Genomic DNA, 911 nt, shown 5'->3' with positions numbered 1-911 from the left:
ATCGAGCTGTTTGCTTCTTCTAAACTTACGTTATCTACTTTTCTTATCCATCCATTTTTGGACGGCTTTTTTTTATTCCCCATTTCTTACTCACCCTCCTCCCTTTGATCTTGTTCTTTTCATACGTTACTGTCATTTTAGTTTGCTCATTCTTTTTTGTAAAGTTTATTTAGCTGGCTTTTACTTACAACAGATAGAAAGAGTAAATAGGTCTCCTCATTTTGAGGTTCTGCACTACACAGTAGTTGTGAATTAGGGTAGAATTAGAGTTAGTTAATGCATTTATCGACAAACTAAAAAAAGAGGTCTTAAAAAATGAAAAAAAGAAGAATTTTTGAAATTATTCAAATTGGACGCAACACAGATTTTATCAGTCGTTTGTTTGATTTTACCATTGTCTTAGCTATTTTGTTGAATTTAGGATTAGCTATTTTTTCTACTTTTGACAGTTCAGCTAATTACACCTCTATTATTTATACCATTGAGGCTGTCAGTGTTATTCTATTTACTATTGAATATGGATTAAGAATATGGACTGCTGATTATCTTTACCCTGCTGCTTCAAAAGGCAAAGCTAGAATGAAATACATGTTCTCTTTTACCGGATTGGTTGACTTATTATCCTTTTTCCCATTTTACTTGCCGTTCTTTTTCCCAAGCGGAACGGTAGCCTTCCGGGTTTTCCGAGTTATCCGTATTTTCCGTTTATTCCGCATCAACAATTACTATGATTCATTAAACCTCATTACAGATGTTTTAAAAAGCAAAAAGCAACAACTGCTATCTTCAGTTTTCATCGTCTTTATTTTGATGATTGCTGCTTCATTAATTATGTATAACCTTGAACATGCCGCCCAACCGGATGTTTTTGCCAATGCTTTTTCTGCTTTCTGGTGGGCTTCTTCTTCTTT

At 33.9% G+C, this 911-nt stretch carries 2 protein-coding genes; one reads left to right on the top strand and one right to left on the bottom strand.

Going from position 1 to position 911, the window contains the following annotated elements; genetic code table 11:
• The coding region (locus RT405_RS07520) for a hypothetical protein (protein ID WP_313468880.1) at positions 1-83 on the bottom strand (83 nt) is incomplete at its 3' end.
• A 232-nt stretch (positions 84-315) separates the two neighbouring features.
• Here RT405_RS07520 and RT405_RS07515 point away from each other — a divergent pair.
• Positions 316-911 (top strand): ion transporter (locus tag RT405_RS07515; RefSeq protein ID WP_313468862.1); only part of this gene is annotated, 596 nt, incomplete at its 3' end.

It is taken from the genome of Carnobacterium sp. (assembly GCF_032094055.1).
Classification (GTDB): domain Bacteria; phylum Bacillota; class Bacilli; order Lactobacillales; family Carnobacteriaceae; genus Carnobacterium_A.
This window is presented reverse-complemented; position numbering and strand designations above follow the sequence as displayed.